The organism is Pseudomonas mangrovi (assembly GCF_003052585.1).
GTDB classification, from domain to species: Bacteria; Pseudomonadota; Gammaproteobacteria; order Pseudomonadales; family Pseudomonadaceae; genus Aquipseudomonas; species Aquipseudomonas mangrovi.
In genome coordinates, this window is record NZ_QASN01000020.1 from 697,514 (window position 1) to 713,927 (window position 16,414).

The 16,414-nt window shown below is 64.6% G+C and carries 16 protein-coding genes; 8 read left to right on the forward strand and 8 right to left on the reverse strand.

The features are described 5' to 3' along the window. Position 1 precedes the first annotated feature (1 nt). The 3 genes from DBO85_RS15865 to DBO85_RS15875 form a co-directional block, all read right to left on the reverse strand. Positions 2 to 2,068, reverse strand: coding sequence for an alpha-1,4-glucan--maltose-1-phosphate maltosyltransferase (locus DBO85_RS15865; RefSeq protein ID WP_407681475.1), 2,067 nt, complete (start codon positions 2,066 to 2,068; stop codon positions 2 to 4). 23 nt (positions 2,069 to 2,091) lie between these two features. Next, positions 2,092 to 2,949 (reverse strand): SDR family oxidoreductase, encoded by an 858-nt coding sequence (locus DBO85_RS15870; protein ID WP_108108225.1) that lies wholly within the window; start codon positions 2,947 to 2,949, stop codon positions 2,092 to 2,094. A gap of 238 nt (positions 2,950 to 3,187) precedes the next feature. Further along, positions 3,188 to 3,460, reverse strand: a complete 273-nt coding sequence (locus DBO85_RS15875; protein ID WP_108108226.1) for a DUF3509 domain-containing protein — start codon at positions 3,458 to 3,460, stop codon at positions 3,188 to 3,190. A gap of 293 nt (positions 3,461 to 3,753) precedes the next feature. On the opposite strand from DBO85_RS15875, the gene DBO85_RS15880 reads away from it, so the two are divergent. From DBO85_RS15880 to DBO85_RS15895, 4 genes are all read left to right on the forward strand, one after another. After that, the gene (locus tag DBO85_RS15880) at positions 3,754 to 4,446 is read left to right on the forward strand and encodes a DUF421 domain-containing protein (RefSeq protein ID WP_108108227.1); all 693 of its coding nucleotides are present in this window, start codon (positions 3,754 to 3,756) and stop codon (positions 4,444 to 4,446) included. Further along, entirely contained in the window at positions 4,437 to 5,522 is a 1,086-nt protein-coding gene (locus tag DBO85_RS15885) for a DNA topoisomerase IB (RefSeq protein WP_233356623.1), read from the forward strand. Before DBO85_RS15880 ends, DBO85_RS15885 begins: the two co-directional genes overlap by 10 nt. 65 nt (positions 5,523 to 5,587) lie before the next feature. Further along, positions 5,588 to 6,106 (forward strand): acyloxyacyl hydrolase, encoded by a 519-nt coding sequence (locus tag DBO85_RS15890; protein ID WP_108108229.1) that lies wholly within the window; start codon positions 5,588 to 5,590, stop codon positions 6,104 to 6,106. Positions 6,107 to 6,270: 164 nt separating this feature from the next. Further along, a complete protein-coding gene (locus DBO85_RS15895) occupies positions 6,271 to 6,558 on the forward strand; it encodes a DUF1652 domain-containing protein (protein WP_108108230.1) in 288 nt (95 codons plus the stop codon). A gap of 65 nt (positions 6,559 to 6,623) precedes the next feature. Here DBO85_RS15895 and gorA read toward each other — a convergent pair whose 3' ends face one another. Continuing rightward, on the reverse strand, positions 6,624 to 7,982 hold the full coding sequence (gorA, locus tag DBO85_RS15900) for a glutathione-disulfide reductase (RefSeq protein WP_108108231.1): 1,359 nt from the start codon (positions 7,980 to 7,982) through the stop codon (positions 6,624 to 6,626). A 76-nt stretch (positions 7,983 to 8,058) separates the two neighbouring features. On the opposite strand from gorA, the gene DBO85_RS15905 reads away from it, so the two are divergent. Next, positions 8,059 to 8,481, forward strand: coding sequence for a VOC family protein (locus DBO85_RS15905; protein ID WP_108108232.1), 423 nt, complete (start codon positions 8,059 to 8,061; stop codon positions 8,479 to 8,481). A 93-nt stretch (positions 8,482 to 8,574) separates the two neighbouring features. Here DBO85_RS15905 and galU read toward each other — a convergent pair whose 3' ends face one another. Then, positions 8,575 to 9,414: a UTP--glucose-1-phosphate uridylyltransferase GalU gene (gene galU / locus DBO85_RS15910; protein WP_108108233.1), complete on the reverse strand. Its 840-nt coding sequence runs from the start codon at positions 9,412 to 9,414 to the stop codon at positions 8,575 to 8,577. 232 nt (positions 9,415 to 9,646) lie between these two features. Between galU and modA the strand changes: the two genes are divergently transcribed. Genes modA through modC form a run of 3 tightly spaced genes read left to right on the forward strand, consistent with a single transcriptional unit; the run spans position 9,647 to position 12,154 of the window. Further along, on the forward strand, positions 9,647 to 10,396 hold the full coding sequence (gene modA, locus DBO85_RS15915; protein WP_108108234.1) for a molybdate ABC transporter substrate-binding protein: 750 nt from the start codon (positions 9,647 to 9,649) through the stop codon (positions 10,394 to 10,396). Next, a complete protein-coding gene (modB, locus tag DBO85_RS15920) occupies positions 10,393 to 11,064 on the forward strand; it encodes a molybdate ABC transporter permease subunit (RefSeq protein WP_108108235.1) in 672 nt (223 codons plus the stop codon). The genes modA and modB overlap by 4 nt, the downstream gene beginning before the upstream one ends. Then, positions 11,057 to 12,154, forward strand: coding sequence for a molybdenum ABC transporter ATP-binding protein (gene modC / locus DBO85_RS15925; RefSeq protein WP_108108236.1), 1,098 nt, complete (start codon positions 11,057 to 11,059; stop codon positions 12,152 to 12,154). The genes modB and modC overlap by 8 nt, the downstream gene beginning before the upstream one ends. 7 nt (positions 12,155 to 12,161) lie before the next feature. Here the strand turns inward: modC and DBO85_RS15930 are convergent, their stop codons facing one another. The 3 genes from DBO85_RS15930 to DBO85_RS15940 all read right to left on the reverse strand — a co-directional run bounded on the left by DBO85_RS15930 (position 12,162) and on the right by DBO85_RS15940 (position 16,336). Next, positions 12,162 to 13,523 carry a UDP-glucose dehydrogenase family protein gene (locus DBO85_RS15930; RefSeq protein ID WP_108108237.1) on the reverse strand — a complete coding sequence of 454 codons (1,362 nt, stop codon included), beginning with the start codon at positions 13,521 to 13,523 and terminating at the stop codon, positions 12,162 to 12,164. Between the two features lie 68 nt (positions 13,524 to 13,591). Then, positions 13,592 to 15,334 (reverse strand): SulP family inorganic anion transporter, encoded by a 1,743-nt coding sequence (locus DBO85_RS15935; protein WP_108108238.1) that lies wholly within the window; start codon positions 15,332 to 15,334, stop codon positions 13,592 to 13,594. A gap of 135 nt (positions 15,335 to 15,469) precedes the next feature. Further along, positions 15,470 to 16,336 (reverse strand): MBL fold metallo-hydrolase, encoded by an 867-nt coding sequence (locus tag DBO85_RS15940; protein ID WP_108108239.1) that lies wholly within the window; start codon positions 16,334 to 16,336, stop codon positions 15,470 to 15,472. Between the last annotated feature and the right edge of the window lie 78 nt (positions 16,337 to 16,414).

The window sequence follows — 16,414 nt, forward strand, 5'->3', positions numbered from 1 at the left end:
GTCAGGCTCCTGTATGGGCGGCGGCATCGGTGGTCAGGCGCCAGATGCCGAAGGGCTGGTGCCAGGGTTCAATGCGCATCCACTGGCGTTTGCCGTGCCATTGCCAACGGTGGCCGGTCATCAGGTCCTCACCGTGGGTCATGGCCTCGTCTGGCAGACCCAGCTCCCACAGCGGCAGCTCGAACTCCGCCTCCTGGGCGTTGAACGGATCCAGGCTGACGGCGACCAGGATGAAGTTGCTCAGATCCTCGGTGCGCTTGCCGAAGAACAGGATGTTGTCGTTCCACGCGGTGTAGGCGCGAAAGCCCAGGTGGCTCTGCAACGCGGGATTCTGCCGGCGGATACGGTTGAGCTGGGCGATCTCGGCGACGATGTTGCCGGGCGCGCCGTAGTCGCGCGGGCGGATCTGGTATTTCTCCGAATCCAGGTATTCCTCCTTGCCGCCGATGGCTGCGCTTTCGCACAGCTCGAAGCCGGAGTACATGCCCCACAAGCCGGAGCCCATGGTCGCCAGCGCGGCGCGGATGAGGAACCCGGCACGGCCGCTGTCATGCAGGAAGAACGGGTTGATGTCCGGCGTATTGACGAAGAAGTTCGGCCGGTAGCAGTCGCGCCAGGGCGGCTGATTGAGTTCGGTGAAGTAGCTTTCCAGCTCCTGCTTGGTATTGCGCCAGGTGAAGTAGGTGTAGCTCTGCGAGAAGCCGACCTTGCCCAGCCGCGCCATCATTGCCGGACGGGTGAACGCCTCGGAAAGGAAGATCACCTGCGGATGACGGCTGCGCACCTCGCCGATCAGCCATTCCCAGAACGGCAGTGGCTTGGTGTGCGGGTTGTCCACGCGGAACAGTGTCACGCCCTCTTCCACCCAGCCCAGGATCACGTCACGCAGCGCCAGCCACAGACCCGGCCGCGCGTCCTCGGCGTAGAAATCGACGTTGACGATGTCCTGATACTTCTTCGGCGGGTTCTCCGCGTAGCGGATGCTGCCGTCCGGCCGCCAGGCAAACCAGCCGGGATGCTCCGACAGCCAGGGGTGATCCGGCGAACACTGGATGGCGAAGTCCAGGGCGATCTCCAGGCCATGCTCGGCGGCGACCCGCACCAGTTCGCGAAAGTCCTCGCGGGTACCGAGCTGCGGATGGATCGCGTCGTGGCCGCCGTCCTCGCTGCCGATGGCGTAGGGGCTGCCCGGGTCGCCAGGCCCTGCTATCAGCGAGTTGTTGCGGCCCTTGCGGTGCTTGCTGCCGATCGGGTGGATCGGCGGGAAATAGAGCACGTCAAAACCCATGTCGCGAATCATCGGCAGGCGCCGCATGACGTCGCGGAAGGTGCCGTGACGAGCCTCATCGTCGGTTTCCGAGCGTGGGAACAGCTCGTACCAGCTGGCAAAACCGGCCAGCTCGCGCTCGACCTCGATCTGGCGGATGGCACTGCGGGTGGGGTGCAGGTGGGGTTCGAGCTGCTCGAACAGTACACGGGTGGCCGGGTCCAGCCAGAGCCGCACCTGGCGGTCATGGTCCTCGGGATGATCGGCCAGCGCGCCGAGAAATCCCTGCAGAGCCGCCTGTAGCGAAGCCGGCGCGCGCGTCACGGCCGCTTCGGCAAGCTGCACGCCCTCCTGCAGTTCGAGGGTGATGGGCACGCCGGCGCCATATTTCTTCTCCAGCTCGTAGCAGTAGCTGGCGAAGGCGTCCCACCAGGCCTCGACGAAGAACAGCAAGCGACCGGGGCGGGTCGGGCGCAAGCCGGCCTGCCACAGGTCGTTGCCCATCTCGACCAGCGGCAGCTGCTGCCACTGGGCGTCGTCCTGGTGCTTCCAGTGCACCGCCGCGCCTAGGCGCTCGTGGCCATCGGCAAAGATGCACGCGCTGACCTGCAGCGGCTGGCCCACCGTGGCCTTGGTCGGGAAACGGCCGTTCTCGACCTGCGGTGACAGGTCCTCGATGGCTATACGTGGCGCCATCAACGCCTGTTCCAGCGCGAGGATCTGATCTTCCTGGCGCATGCTCTGCTGCGGCATGGGGTGCTTACCTCTGTTGCGATAACTGTTTGGTCCTTCACGGATCATTGGGTTCAACCCGGAACGCCGACTCAGCCGTTGACCACGCTGCCGCCGTTGATATGCAGCACCTGGCCACTGACGTAGGACGAGTCGTTGCACGCCAGGAAGACGTAGGCCGGCGCCAGCTCTTCCGGCTGACCGGGGCGTCCCATGGGGGTGTTCTCGCCGAAATGCGCGACCGTATCCTCGGGGAAGGTCGAAGGAATCAGCGGCGTCCAGATCGGCCCGGGCGCGACGGCGTTGACGCGAATGCCGCGCGAGGCGAGGTTCAGCGATAGCGAACGGGTGAAGCTGGTGATCGCGCCCTTGGTCGAGGAGTAGTCGATCAGCTTGGGATTGCCCTTGTAGGCGGTGATCGAGGTGGTGTTGACGATGGTGCTGCCCTCTCCCAGATGCGGCAGCACCGCCTTGGTCAGCTGGAACATACCGAAGATGTTGGTACGGAAGGTGCGCTCCCACTGTTCCTCGGTGATGTCTTCCAATCGTTCCTGCGGGTGCTGCTCGCCAGCGTTGTTGACCAGCACATCGATGCGCCCCAGCGAGTTGAGCACTTCGGCGACGACCTTGCTGCAGAACTCGCCATCGGCCACGTCACCGGCGAAACACAGGCAGCGACGCCCCGCCTCCTCGATCTGCCGACGCGCCTCGTCCGCATCCTCGACCTCATTCAGATACAGCAGGGCGATGTCGGCACCCTCGCGGGCGTAGGCAAGGGCCACTGCGCGACCAATGCCGCTGTCGCCACCGGTGACCACCGCCACCTTGCCGCGCAATTTGCCGGCGGCCAGGTACTTGCGACCCTCGTAGGCAGGCCGCGGGTGCATCTCGGTTTCCTTGCCGGGGCGTTGATCCTGATGCTGGGGTGGCAGTATCGATGAATCGCTCATGTGGGCCTCCGAGGGTGTGCAGCGGTCTGCGTAGCGGCGTGTGCAGCGGCGAATGTCAGCAGAGGACTTGGCCACCAGGAAAAAAGTTTCTCCGCATGCGACAGCGGTAGCGTGGATCGACTGGCGGCGAGCGGCGCCGCAGCAAGCGGCAGAAAAACAAACGCCCCGAGGGTTTCGGGGCGTGGGGTCTGCTGCAAGTCCCTGGCATGGCCGAGCTGCCGGACTGAAGCCACACGGCTCAGGCGTAGGTCGGCAGCTTCACTCGGCTCTGGCTCTGCAGATTGGCGATCACCGGCGACATGCCGGCTTCCAGCGCCAGGTCGCGGCGAATCGCGCTGATCAGCCATTCCAGCTGCAGGGTGGAATTGCACTGATTGAAAGGGACGGCGCGCTGCAGGATGCGCTGATCACCAGACATCAGGGTCAGCAGCAGACCGCCGCCGGGACGGGTCTGGGTCTGGACGTCGAACTCGGGGAAGGCAGCGGTCAGGGTGTCGATGGCAAGTTGCATGGGTTAGCTCCATTGGCACGGAAGAATTTGTATCTGCATTCCCTAGAGCAGTGATCGTGCCAACCAAAAATCAAAAATATCTCCTTTAAATTCAAGCAGTTAAGGCAATAGAAAAACAGAACGAAACGTGCACTTTGCATGACCGAGCGAGACGGGCGATGCATTTTGCATGCGCCGCCCGCGCGCAGCTCTGCCACGGAATCATCCTGGCGATGAGCAGGTCTATCTCAAGCCTCACGCAAGGAGCCACGGATGCTCACCATCACTTCCCCTGCCGATTACGAGCCTCGAACATGAAGACACTGGACTGGGAACGCATGCTGCTGAATGAGCTGCCGACGACATTCATGCTCGAGGTCGCGGTACGCGTACTCTTTGCCTATCTGCTGGTGTTTGCGTTTCTCAAGCTGAGCGGGCGCCGCGGGGTCCGTCAGCTGTCGCTATTCGAGCTGGTGGTGATCCTGACGCTCGGTTCCGCCGCCGGCGACGTCGCCTTCTATGAAGATGTGCCGCTGCTGCCGATTGCCGGCGTGTTCTTTTTCCTGCTTTTGCTCTACCGCGCCACGCTCTGGGCGATGGATCGATTTCCGCGTGTCGGGCTGTGGATCGAGGGCGGTCCGGTCACCATCATCCGCGACGGCCAGTACGACATGCCGGCGTTGCGCCAGCAGAACATTTCCTGCGACGAATTCTTCATGGAGCTGCGCCAGCTGGGCGTCGAACACCTTGGCCAGGTGCGCCTGGGCATCCTCGAGGTGGATGGCGACCTGAGTCTGTACTACTACTCCGACGAGATGGTCCGCCCCGGATTGTCGGTACTGCCGGAGGAGTTCAAGTCCTGCTACCGCAAGGTGCCGGATAGCGGCATGTACGCCTGCAGCACCTGCGGCGCGATACAGCTGATGCTGCAGGAACAGCAGGGAGTCTGCGAGCGCTGCGACAACGAGCACTGGACCCCCGCCCTGGAGTCGACCCGGTGTCACTAGCAGAGCCGGCGACGCCGCAGAAGCTGCCGGAGCAGTTGCGTTTCGCCGACGAAACGCTGCCTGGCCTGCGCCGGCGGCGCTACGGCAAGCGCTATCACTATTACCGCGTGGACGGCGAGCGCATCCACGACGAGGAAGACATCCGTCGCATCAACGCCCTGGCCATTCCGCCGGCCTGGGAGCAGGTGTGGATCTGTGCCGATCCCTGCGGACACCTGCAGGCCACCGGCCGCGATGCCCGCGGCCGCAAGCAGTATCGCTACCACCCGCTCTGGCGCGAGGTGCGTGACTGCAGCAAGTACGGCCGTCTGCTGGCCTTCGGCGAAGCCCTGCCGCGGATTCGGCGCCAGGCCGAGCAGCACCTGCAGCTTGCCGGCCTTGGGCGCGACAAGCTTCTGGCGAGCGCGCTGACCCTGCTCGACCAGACGCTGATCCGCGTCGGCAATCGTCGTTACGCGCGGGAAAATCGCTCCTACGGCCTGACCACCCTGCGCAACCGTCACGTCAGCCTGAGCGGCAGCGCGATTCGCCTGCGCTTTCGCGGCAAGAGCGGCGTCGAGCACCAGGTCACCCTGCGCGACGCGCGGCTGGCGCGCATCGTCCGCCGCTGCATGGAGCTGCCCGGCCAGCAGCTGTTCCAGTATCTCGACGAGCAGGGTCAAAGGCGCAGCCTCAGCTCGGGCGATATCAACGACTATCTGCGCCGCCTGGGCGGAGCCGACTTCAGCGCCAAGGACTACCGCACCTGGGCCGGCAGTGCACTGGCGCTGGCATTGCTGCGCGGCAAGGCGCCAGAAAACGATACCCAGGGACGCAAGGTGCTGGCGGAAACGGTGAAGGAGGTCGCCAGCCAGTTGCGCAACACTCCTGCCGTCTGCCGTACCTGCTACATCCACCCGCAAATCATCGATGCCTATCTGCAGGGTCGCCTGGCCGGCCTGGCCCCCGCCAGGCGGCGGCGATGGCTGGATGCTTCCGAAGCGTTACTGGTGCGTTTCCTGAAAAGCGCGGCGGCACGGGAGACGTACGGTCAGTCAGATCCGGTAGAACTCCTGCCGGCGGCCGAGGTCGAGTAATTGCACGCTGTAGCGCCGAACGACGGCGAGTGTGCAGCCTACTACGCGAAAATAAGGACATCAGGATGAAAAAAGCAGTCACCGCGTTCGCAATCGGTGTAATCGCCTCCGCAACCCTTCCTTCCGCCCTCGCCGCGGGGCTGAGCTTTGACGTCGGTCAAACCAGCGAATCGACCATGGTCTACCGCCTGGGTGTGCAGAAGGACTTCAAGAGCAGCTGGTGGCAGAGCGATGTCGGCCGCCTTACCGGCTACTGGGATCTGTCCTATCGCTACTGGGATGGCGACGAGGACTCGTCGATGCACAGCCTGTCGCTCTCGCCGGTGTTCGTCTACGAGTTCTCCGGCGAACGCATTCGCCCCTATGTTGAGGCAGGCATCGGCATTGCCGCCCTATCGGAAACCGAATACGAAGGGCGCGACTTCGGCTCCTCGTTCAACTTCGAGGATCGTATCGGCCTGGGCATCCGCTTCGGAGAAAACCAGGAACTCGGTCTGCGTGCGATGCACTACTCCAACGCCGGCATCAAGCAGCCCAACGACGGTATCGAAACCTACAGTTTGCACTACCGTACGTCGTTCTAAACCAGGCGCACTGCAGCTCGCTGATCCGGCAAAACGCCGTGCGATGCGGGCTGCGGGTTGCCTGAGTCCAGCTAACGAGCAAATGGCCATCATTTACAGCGCGACGACCACTGCTAGTCTGACCCCTTCGGCGCAACAACGCAGACCGACGGTGGAGAGGCACAATGGGCAGCCAGGCAACCGCGACAATGATCGAAGGCATTCTGAACGAGATGCTGGTGCCGTTCCGTTGCGAATGTCAGTTGCTCAAGGATGCTTCCCTGGTGGTCTGCGTGCACGAGCCGGAACGTCCCGAACGCTGCTTTACCGTCGCCGGGATCAGCGATTCGGACTGCCGCAGCGAAGCACACGTGCGCCAGCTCGCTGAAGCGATCCGTGATGATCTGGTCGCCCTGGTCGACCGTCATGAAAACTTTCCCAGCCCGTTGTCCGAACGGTCTAACCACGCCTGAGGCCTGTTCAGGCCCTGCGCCCCGGCATCCACCGCATACCGCCCACCGACATGGGCGGACAAGCATTATTCGCGGGTCAGCGTACGCAAAGTCACGAACTCTTCGGCAGCGGTCGGGTGAATGCCGAGGGTGTCGTCGAACACCGCCTTGGTGGCTCCCGCTTTCATCGCCACAGCCAGCCCTTGGACGATTTCTCCTGCCTCCGGGCCGACCATGTGACAACCGATGACCTTATCGGTCTGTGCATCGACCACCAGTTTCATCAGGGCGCGTTCCTGGGAATCGGTCAGACCAAGCTTCATCGGGCGGAAGCGGCTCTCGTAGATGCGCACCTGGCGTCCGGCCTTGCGCGCCTGTTCCTCGCCCAGGCCGACGGTGCCGATATTGGGTAGTGAAAACACCGCGGTGGGAATCAGGTCGTAGTCGACCTTGCGGTATTCCTGCGGGCGGAACAGCCGACGTGCCACCGCCATGCCCTCGGCCAGCGCCACTGGCGTGAGCTGCACCCGGCCGATCACGTCGCCGATCGCCAGAATGGAAGGCTCGGCGCTGCGGTAATGCTCATCCACCTGGATGTAGCCGCGCTCGTCGAGTTTCACGGCGGTGTTTTCCAGACCCAGATCATCGAGCATCGGTCGTCGCCCGGTGGCGTAGAACACGCAGTCGGCGTCCAGTTCGCGGCCATCCTTGAGCGTCACGCGGAGGCAGCCGTCGGTCTGTTTGTCGATACGCGCGACATCGGCGTTGAACTGCAGGTCGAGGCCCTTGCGCGACAGCTCGATCTGCAGGTGCTCACGCACCGCCTGGTCGAAGCCGCGCAGGAACAGCTCGCCGCGGTAGAGCAGCGAGGTATCCGCGCCCATGCCGTGGAAGATCGAGGCGAACTCGACGGCGATATAACCGCCCCCGACCACCAGCACTCTTTTCGGCAGCTCGGTCAGGTGAAACACCTGATTCGAGTCGATTGCGTGCTCGCAGCCGGGGAACTCCGGAATGAACGGCCAGCCACCGGTGGCAACAAGGATGTGCGCTGCGCTGTAGGTCTTGCCGTCGACCTCGACCTGATTCGCTCCGAGCAACCGGGCATGGCCTTCGAGCAGCTCCACGCCGCTGTTCAGCAACAGGTTGCGGTAGATGCCGTTGAGGCGATGGATCTCGCGATCCTTGTTGGCGATCAGCGTCGGCCAGTCGAAGGTTGCGCCCTCGACGGACCAGCCGAAGCCACCGGCGTGGGCGAATTCTTCGGAGAAGTGCGCGCCATAGACCAGCAGCTTCTTCGGCACGCAGCCAACGTTGACGCAGGTGCCGCCCAGATAGCGGCTCTCCGCCACGGCCACGCGGGCGCCAAAGTCGGCGGCAAAACGTGCCGCACGCACACCGCCGGAACCGGCACCTATGACGAAGAGGTCGAAGTCATGAGTCATCGCAGAATCTCCTTGCTAGGCTGCGAAGCATACCCCACGCCGCCGGCATGACGCGTCCTCAACCCTGGAGCCCGAGATGTCCGTCACCCTCACCCACGTCGCACTGCAGGTCCCCGACCTGGATGCCTGCATCGCCTTCTACCGGGATTTCTGCGGTATGCAGGTGATCCACCAGCGCCCCGGCAAGGGTTCGCGCATCGTCTGGATGGCGGAGCCGGGACGCGAGCAGGATTTCATCTTCGTGATGATGCCCGGCGGCAGCGAACGGCAGCTGGCCGGGCGCGACTACAGCCACCTGGGCTTCGCCATGGAAACCCGGGACGCAGTCGACGCCATTGCCGCCCAGGCGCGAGCAGCGGGCTGCCTGCTCTGGGAGCCGCGGGACGAGCCCTACCCGGTCGGCTACTACTGCGGGCTGCGCGATCCGGCCGGCAACCAGGTCGAGTTCAGCTACGGGCAGCCTCTCGGGCCGGGCGCGGAACAGCTGGAGATTCCCTGAGGGAACCTCCGCAAAAGCACTGAGCTGGGCCTGGCGTCGTTGCAATGAACCGCAAAATGCTCATGTACCCTACTCAGGGGTTCCTGAACCGGCTCAGTAGCCCTTGCCGGCCTTGTAGAAGTGCTCGTAGCAGAAGTTGGTGGCGGCCATGTAGCCCTCGGCGCTACCGCAGTCGAAACGCTGGCCCTTGAACTTGTAGGCCAGCACCAGCCCGTTGCGCGCCTGCTGCATCAGCGCGTCGGTGATCTGGATTTCACCGCCCTTGCCCGGCTCGGTCGCCTGGATGATCTCGAAGATGTCCGGCGTCAGGATGTAGCGGCCGATGATCGCCATGTTCGACGGCGCGTCGGCCGGCTTGGGTTTCTCCACCATGGTGCTGACCCGCATGATGTCGTCGCGCAGCATCTCGCCAGCGACGATGCCGTACTTGTGGGTTTCCTCCGGCGGCACTTCCTGGATCGCCACGATCGAGCAGCGGAACTGGTTGTACAGACGCACCATCTGCGCCAGAACGCCCTCGCCTTCGGTGTTGATACAGAGGTCATCCGCCAGCACCACCGCGAAGGGTTCGTCACCGATCAGCGACTGACCACTGAGAATGGCGTGACCGAGCCCCTTCATCTGCACCTGACGGGTATAGGAGAAGGTGCACTCGTCGATCAGCCGGCGGATGCCTGTCAGGTAGCGTTCCTTGTCGGTGTCCTGGATCTGCTGTTCGAGTTCGTAGCTGATGTCGAAGTGATCCTCCAGGGCGCGCTTGCCGCGACCGGTGATCATCGCGATCTGCTTGAGCCCGGCTTCGAGGGCCTCCTCGACGCCATACTGGATCAGCGGCTTGCTGACGATCGGCAGCATTTCCTTGGGCATCGCCTTGGTCGCCGGGAGAAAGCGGGTGCCGTAACCCGCAGCGGGAAACATGCATTTCTTGATCATGGGAGTCCTTGCTGGAAGTGGCCGATTGAACCCGCCCGCGCGGAGCCTGCCGGCGCGGGCCACGAGCTAGAGACCCTGACAGGGAAAAACAGTTGCGGGTTATTTCTCCGATGGTGGCCGTTTCGCCTGTTGCGCCGATTACCGGCGCTGTCTTGACCAAATCGCTATGCCAGGCATGGCGTCGCCGGGTATAAATCCGCCACCGCTGATCTGTACTGGAATCATCCTCGTCATGCGTTTCCGTCTTGTTGCAACAATCGCCGCCCTGCTGATCTCGAGCCCTGCTCGTGCCGAGCAGCTGCTGGTTGCGGTGGCCGCCAACTTCGCCGAGCCGATGCGCGAGATTGCCGCACAGTTCGAGCGCGACAGCGGCCATGCTGTGCGCCTGGCATTCGGCGCAACCGGCAAGCTCTACGCCCAGATCAGTAATGGCGCTCCCTATGACGTGCTGCTGGCGGCAGATGAGATCACAGCGGAAAAACTGGTCGAACAGCAGCTGGCACTAGCCGATACACGCTTCACCTACGCCACCGGGCGGCTGGTGTTGTGGTCGGCGCAGCCAGCCCGGGTCGATTCCGCCGGCAAGGTGCTGGCAGAAGGCGACTTCCGCCGCCTGGCGATCGCCAGCCCGGCTGCGGCGCCCTATGGGGCGGCGGCCATGGACGTACTCGAAGCGCTCGGTTTGCAGCACCTCAGCGAGCGTCTGGTGCGCGGCGAAAGCATTACCCACGCTTATCAGTTCGTCGCCTCCGGCAATGCCGAGCTGGGCTTCGTCGCCCGCTCCCAGGTTTACCGTGATGGCCGGTGGCTCAGCGGATCGGGCTGGGAGGTGCCGGCCGAGCTGCACCGTCCACTGCACCAGCAGGCGGTGCAGCTGAGTCGCAGCCGCGACAATCCCGCGGCCAGCGCCTTGCTCGACTATCTGCGCCAGCCGCAGATACGCGCACTGATCGCCAGTTATGGCTACGGGGTGAGCCCTTGAGTGGCGAAGACCTGGGCGCCATCTGGCTGACGCTCAAGCTGGCGACGGTCGTGACCTTGCTGTTGCTGCTGTTCTGCACCCCGCTGGCCTGGTGGCTGGCGCGCACCCGCTCGGCCTGGAAGGCGCCGGTCGGGGCACTGGTGGCGATGCCGTTGATCCTGCCGCCCACGGTGATCGGTTTCTACCTGCTGCTGTTCATGGGCCCCCAGGGACCGCTCGGCCAGCTCAGCGACTGGCTCGGCATCGGCCTGTTGCCGTTCACCTTCAGCGGTCTGGTGATCGCCTCCATGGTCTATTCGCTGCCTTTCGTGGTACAGCCGTTACAGACCGCGTTCGAGCAGATCGGCCAGCGTCCGCTGGAGGTCGCTGCCACCCTGCGCGCCTCACCCTGGGACAGTTTTCGCCATGTGGTGCTGCCCCTCGCACGGCCGGGATTCTTCACCGCCAGCGTGCTCGGCTTTGCCCATACGGTCGGCGAATTCGGCGTGGTACTGATGATCGGCGGCAGCATTCCCGGCCAGACCAAGGTGATCTCGGTACAGATCTACGATCACGTCGAGGCCATGCAGTACGGCAGCGCGCATCTGCTGTCTGCGGTACTGCTGGCGTTCAGCTTCGTCGTGTTGCTGCTGCTGCACCGCTATCGCAAGGGGCACCTGCATGTCTGAACAGGCGGTAGGAATTGCCGCGCGGCTTCGCCTGCAGCGCGACGAGTTCGTTCTGGATGTCGACATGCGCCTGCCGGGCAGTGGCGTCTGCGTCCTGTTCGGTCGCTCCGGCTGCGGCAAGACCAGCCTGCTGCGGGCCATCGCCGGTCTTGAGCGCGCCGAAGGCGTGCTGGAGTTTCGCGGTCAGCGCTGGCAGGACCGCTACAGCTTTCGCCCACCGCACCTGCGCCCGCTGGGTTATGTGTTCCAGGAAGCCAGCCTGTTTGCGCACCTGGACGTGATGGGCAACCTCACCTTCGGCTACCAGCGTGTACCACCGGCGCAGCGCCGCATCGTCCTCGACGAGGCGATCAGCCTGCTCGGCCTCGACAATCTGCTGCAGCGCAACGCCCAGACCCTTTCCGGCGGCCAGCGCCAGCGCGTGGCGATCGCTCGCGCCTTGCTGACCAGCCCGCAGTTGCTGCTGCTTGATGAACCACTGGCCAGCCTGGACGGCCCCAGCAAGGCCGAAATCCTGCCCTATCTGGAACGCGTCCGCGATGAGCTGGCATTGCCGATGATCTACGTTACCCATGCACCGGAAGAGGTCGCCCGTCTGGCCGACCAGTTGATCCTGCTGGAGAACGGACGAATTCAGGCCTACGGCACCCTCAACCAGCTGCTGACGGCGCCGGATCTGCCGCTGGCCCATCTCGACGACGCTGCTGCGGTGCTGCCCGCACGGGTGCTGAGCCACGATGCACACTACGCCCTGAGCGAGCTCGCCGTGCCCGGCGGCAGCCTGTGGATCGCCGGCTGCCAACTGGCTCAAGGTAGTGCCACCCGCGTCCGTATCCTCGCCCGCGATGTCAGTCTGGCGCTGCAGCCGAGCCCCGGCAGCAGCATCCTCAACAGTCTGCCGGCGCAGCTGGTCGATCTGTCCGCGGATCGCGATCCGGCCAACCTGCTCGCCCGTCTGGAGCTGCGCGCGGAGGGTCAGCCGAGCCAGAGCATTCTTGCCCGCCTGACCCGGCGTTCCGCCGACCGCCTGGCTCTGCAGGTGGGCATGCGCGTGCACGCGCAGATCAAGGCCGTGGCGCTGATGCGCTGAACCCGCCTCAGGCGGCGTCGGCCGCCGCCACGCCCAGACTGGGACGACCGATCGCCCGGTAGACGAAGCCCAGCTCGAACAGCTGCTGCGGATCGTAGATATTGCGCCCATCGAACAGCGCCGGGGTGCGCATCAACGCCCTGACGCGGGCGAAATCCGGCTGGCGGAACTGCTTCCACTCGGTCACCAGCACCAGCGCATCGGCACCCTCGGAGGTCTCGTAGGGCGACTCGCACAGGCGCAGCCGGCCCTCGCCAATCGCCTGTGGATAGCGCGCCGCGACCGCCGCGTTGGCTACCGGGTCATGCGCCTGAATCCGCGCACCGGCCGCCAGCAGAGCCTCCAGCAGTACCAGGCTGGGTGCCTCGCGCAGATCATCGGTGCCCGGTTTGAACGCCAGCCCCCAGATGGCCACCAGGCGCCCCTTGAGCTGCCCGCCGAAGTGCTCGCGCAGGGCCTGGAACAGCAGCGTCTTCTGCAATGCGTTGCGCGCCTCCACCGCGCGCAGGATGCCCGGCTCCATCCCCTCCAGCTCGGCGCAGCGGATCAGTGCGCGCACATCCTTGGGAAAGCAGGAACCACCGTAACCGCAGCCGGCGTAGATGAAGTGGGTACCGATGCGTCGGTCACTGCCGATGCCGCGACGCACTTCCTCGATATCCACGTCCAGCCGCGCGCAGAGACTGGCCATCTCGTTGATCAGCGAGATCCGCGCAGCAAGGAAGGCATTGGCCGCGTACTTGCTGAACTCGGCGGCACGCAGGCTCATGCACAGGATGCGCTCGTGGTTGCGCATGAAAGGCGCGTACAGACGTCGCAGCAGATTGATCGAGGCCTGGTCGGCAGCACCGATGATGACCCGGTCCGGGCGCATGAAGTCCTCCACCGCCGAGCCCTCCTTGAGGAATTCGGGGTTGCTCGCGACCCGCACCTTGAGTGCCATGCCGCGCTCGGACAACTGCTGGCGGATGCTTTCCTGAACGCGCTCGCAGGTACCCACCGGCACGGTCGACTTGACCACCACCAGGCAGTTGTGGGCCAGGCTCTGGCCCAGCTCGCGAGCGACCTGCAGGACGTGTCCGAGATCAGCCGAGCCGTCCTCGCCCGCCGGCGTGCCCACGGCGATGAAGATCACTTCGGCATCGGCGACCGCTTCCGCCAGCTCGCAGCCGAAACTGAGCTGACCGCTGCCCAGCTGGGTACGCAGCAACGGCTCCAGACCCGGTTCGTGAATCGGCAGGCGTCCCGCGCTCAGCTGCGCCACGCGCGCGGCGTCACGCTCCACGCAGCGCACCCGGTTGCCCATCTCGGCCAGACAGGTCGCACTGACCAATCCGACGTAACCTGCCCCAATCACGCTTATCCGCATCGCCGTCTCTCCCGAGTAATCCAGGGTCGATTGCAGCGCGTGCCGATGGCAAGGCGGTGACGGTCTGACTACCGGCGCATGACAGGGCCACCCTGTTCCAGCGCCCGGTGGGTAGTGGCTGGATCCAGCGCGGCGAGCGCCTCGTACTGGCTGAGGAATACCCCACCGCCGAAGTGCGCCAGGAAGCTGGAACGGCGCAGGCCATCCATGACCGGGCCCTTGACCTCCGACAGATGCAGCTGGATACCGCCTGCCTGCAAGCGCTCGCTGATCGCCTCCAGGCTCTCCAGGGCGCTGGCATCGATCAGGTTCACACCCGCACACATCAGCACCAGATGACATGCCTGCGGGTGCTGGGCGACCAGTTCGGCAATGCGTTCCTCGAGATAGCGGGCGTTGGGAAAGTACAGGCTCTCGTCGATGCGGATCGACAACACCTCGCGGCTCTCGATCACCGCGTGACGCTCGACATTGCGGAAATGCTCGCTGCCGGGAATCTGACCGACTACCGCGATATGCGGCTTGCTGGTGCGCCAGAGAAACAGCAGCAGCGACAGCCCGACGCCGATCAGGATGCCCGCCTCGACGCCGATCAACAGTACCCCGAGCATGGTCGCGGCCATGGCTGCGGCATCCTGACGGGAATACCGCCAAGTACGCCGCAGGGCACCAAGGTCGACCAGGCTGAGCACAGCCACCACGATGGTAGCGGCCAGTACCGCGTGCGGCAGGTTGGCGAACAGCGGCGTGAAAAACAGTACCGTCACAGCGACGCCCACGGCCGTCAGCGCTCCTGCCATCGGCGTCTGCGCACCCGCCTCGTAGTTGACCACCGAGCGGGCGAAGCCTCCGGTTACCGGAAAGCCGCCCGCCAGCGCTGCGGCAACATTGGCGCCACCGAGGGCGATCAGTTCCTGATTCGGCTCGATCCGCTGGCGACGGCGGGCTGCCAGCGTCTGCGCCACCGACACCGACTCGACGAAGCCGACCAGACTGATCAGCAGCGCCGCAGGCAACAGCTGCATGGCCAGTTGCAGATCCAGTGTCGGCAAGGCCAGCTCCGGCAGGCCGGCCGGAACCTCACCAACCAGTCGAACACCCGCGTCGCCCAGGTCCAGCAGGACAACCAGCAGTACCGCGATCAGCAGCGCCAGCACCGGGCCGCTACGCGCCAGGTTGCCCGCCAGGCGCGCTCCAAGCCCCAGCCGCTGCAGCAGTGGGCTGCCGTGACGACGCAGCAGATGGAGAAACAGCAGGCTGCTCGCCCCGATCGCCAGCGTCGGCAGATGCACCTGGGGCAGTGCCCTGACCAGAGCCAGCAGTTTCAGCACCGGGTTCTCACCGGAAACATGCACACCCAGCAGCGGGCCGAGCTGGCCCACGGCGATCAGCAGAGCGGATGCACTGATGAAGCCGGAAATCACCGGATGGCTGAGAAAGTTGGCGAGAAAGCCCAACCGCAGCGTTGCCATCAGCAGCAGAACCGCCCCCGATAGCAGCGCCAGCAACATCGCTGCACCCAGGTACTCCGCGCTGCCGGCGACGAACAGCGGCGCCAGCGCCGCTGCGGTCATCAGGGAAACGACTGCCACCGGTCCCACGGACAGTGTCCGGCTGCTGCCGAACAGGGTGTAGGCCAGCAGCGGCAGGATGCTTGCGTAAAGGCCGGTCACCGGCGGCAACCCGGCGAGCATGGCGTAGGCCAGGCTCTGGGGAATCAGCATCAGGGTCACTATCAGCGCGGCCAGGCTGTCGCTGGCGGCGGACTGAAGATCGTACTGCCGTAGCCAGACCAGACAGGGTAGCTTCATGGCCTGCGCCCGCGGCAAAGATCGGCAATGCCGGTAGCCGGGTCAGCGATCGCCATAGCCGAAGCCGGCTGCAGCCAGCTGACGCCCAACACACAGGCCACGCTGAGCGCCTCCATAGTTTCGCACCTCAATCGCTCAGAGCGTGTCCAGGGGAATCTTCAGATAACGCACGCCGTTGCTCTCCGCCGGTGGCAGCTGACCTGCACGCATGTTCACCTGCACCGACGGCAGGATCAGCGTCGGCATCTCTAGCGTGGCGTCGCGGGCCTGGCGCATCGACACGAAGGCTTTCTCGCTCACGCCCTGGTGGACGTGCACGTTTGCTTCGCGCTCGGCGGCGATGCTGGTCTCGTACAGATGATGCTCGCGACCAGGAGCCGTGTAGTCGTGGCACATGAACACCCGGGTTTCACCGGGCAGCTGGAACAGCTTCTGGATCGAGCGGTAAAGCGTGGCTGCATCGCCACCGGGAAAGTCGCAGCGCGCCGTGCCGTAGTCGGGCATGAACAGAGTGTCGCCGACGAACGCCGCGTCACCGATCAGATAGGTCATGCAGGCCGGCGTGTGCCCCGGGGTGTGGATGGCCCGCGCCTCGATACCGCCCAGATGAAAGACGTCGCCGTCATGGAACAGATGGTCGAACTGGCTGCCGTCCCTTGCGAACTCGCTGCCGGCGTTGAACAGCTTGCCGAAGGTCTGTTGCACCACCTTGATGTTGTCGCCTATCGCGAGTTTTCCGCCCAGTTTTTCATGCAGATAGGGCGCTGCGCTGAGGTGGTCGGCGTGCACGTGGGTTTCAAGTATCCAGCTGACCCGCAGACCGCGCGCGCGAACATGGTCGATCAGACGGTTTGCGCTGGCGAACGACGTCCGACCGGACGCCGGATCGTAGTCGAGCACCGAGTCGATGATGACGCACTCGCTGGTCGCGCTGTCGCTGACGACGTAGCTGTAGGTGGAGGTGGCCGGATCGAAGAAAGGCTCGACCAAGGGCTTGTTCATGCTCACGCACACATACTCCTATGGGTATTAATGGCCACCAGAGTAGCCGATCAATTTCGAATATGCATATACGTTTTA

Excerpts from the sequence above, each read along its gene's own strand:
- DBO85_RS15890 (WP_108108229.1), top strand. The coding sequence starts at position 5,588 with ATGAAAAAAGCAGTCACCGCGTTCGCAATCGGTGTAATCGCCTCCGCA.
- DBO85_RS15905 (WP_108108232.1), top strand. The coding sequence starts at position 8,059 with ATGTCCGTCACCCTCACCCACGTCGCACTGCAGGTCCCCGACCTGGAT.
- modA (WP_108108234.1), top strand. The coding sequence starts at position 9,647 with ATGCGTTTCCGTCTTGTTGCAACAATCGCCGCCCTGCTGATCTCGAGC.
- modC (WP_108108236.1), top strand. The coding sequence starts at position 11,057 with ATGTCTGAACAGGCGGTAGGAATTGCCGCGCGGCTTCGCCTGCAGCGC.
- galU (WP_108108233.1), bottom strand. The coding sequence starts at position 9,414 with ATGATCAAGAAATGCATGTTTCCCGCTGCGGGTTACGGCACCCGCTTT.
- DBO85_RS15940 (WP_108108239.1), bottom strand. The coding sequence starts at position 16,336 with ATGAACAAGCCCTTGGTCGAGCCTTTCTTCGATCCGGCCACCTCCACC.
- DBO85_RS15865 (WP_407681475.1), bottom strand. The coding sequence starts at position 2,068 with ATGATCCGTGAAGGACCAAACAGTTATCGCAACAGAGGTAAGCACCCC.
- DBO85_RS15930 (WP_108108237.1), bottom strand. The coding sequence starts at position 13,523 with ATGCGGATAAGCGTGATTGGGGCAGGTTACGTCGGATTGGTCAGTGCG.
- gorA (WP_108108231.1), bottom strand. The coding sequence starts at position 7,982 with ATGACTCATGACTTCGACCTCTTCGTCATAGGTGCCGGTTCCGGCGGT.
- DBO85_RS15875 (WP_108108226.1), bottom strand. The coding sequence starts at position 3,460 with ATGCAACTTGCCATCGACACCCTGACCGCTGCCTTCCCCGAGTTCGAC.
- DBO85_RS15880 (WP_108108227.1), top strand. The coding sequence starts at position 3,754 with ATGAAGACACTGGACTGGGAACGCATGCTGCTGAATGAGCTGCCGACG.
- DBO85_RS15870 (WP_108108225.1), bottom strand. The coding sequence starts at position 2,949 with ATGAGCGATTCATCGATACTGCCACCCCAGCATCAGGATCAACGCCCC.
- DBO85_RS15895 (WP_108108230.1), top strand. The coding sequence starts at position 6,271 with ATGGGCAGCCAGGCAACCGCGACAATGATCGAAGGCATTCTGAACGAG.
- DBO85_RS15935 (WP_108108238.1), bottom strand. The coding sequence starts at position 15,334 with ATGAAGCTACCCTGTCTGGTCTGGCTACGGCAGTACGATCTTCAGTCC.